Below are 693 nucleotides of genomic sequence, written 5' to 3'. Positions count from 1 at the left end.
AAACGAAACGGTTCGCAGCTCGAGCTCGTGAACCGGCGCCACTACCTCCATGAAGGGGCGGGAGACGTGTGGGAACGGTTTGAAGAGTGGCTGATGAACGAATATGCCTATGACCCGTGCCGGGACCTTTTGATCATCAACGGCGACGCGGCGTCGTGGATCACAGCCTGCCGGGAGTATTTTGGAAAGCGAGCCTGCTTTCAGCTGGATCGATTTCATGTGGCGCGGGAGCTGCGTCAGTGTCTGTCCGGCCATCCGCGTTGGCGGGAGGTGCGGAAGAAGCTGGCGAAACAAGACGAAGAGGGGCTTCTGGTGGAGCTGAACAGCGCGGTCGGCACGTTGGAGGACGAAGCGAAAGAGAAGCAGATGGCTGCCATGATCCGTCGGATCGAGTCGATGCCGGGATGCATCCGGGACTATCGGGAGTGGCTGTCGGAGCAAGGGGTGGAGACGACCGGCATGCGTCCGATGGGCCACGCCGAGAGCGTGATGAGCCGGTTTGCGCATCGGGTGAAATCCCGCCGCAGCTGGAAAGACCAAGGGCTTCGGGCGTTTCTGAGGGCGATGGCAGCCCGAATCGACGGGATTTGGCGGAGAAATGGGCAGTTGGTGGAGGAAGAAGAGACCCGAACGGCAGCCTCGGCCTCGACGAAGTCCAAGCGGGTTGAACAGGCCAAACGGAAGGCAGGACGG

1 pseudogene is annotated in these 693 nt (G+C 61.3%); it reads left to right on the top strand.

Going from position 1 to position 693, the window contains the following annotated elements:
• Positions 1 to 693, top strand: a pseudogene (locus JV16_RS14950) (ISLre2-like element ISGsp3 family transposase); the annotation flags it as partial.

The organism is Anoxybacillus ayderensis, from assembly GCF_000833605.1.
GTDB lineage: Bacteria > Bacillota > Bacilli > Bacillales > Anoxybacillaceae > Anoxybacillus > Anoxybacillus ayderensis.
This window is presented reverse-complemented; position numbering and strand designations above follow the sequence as displayed.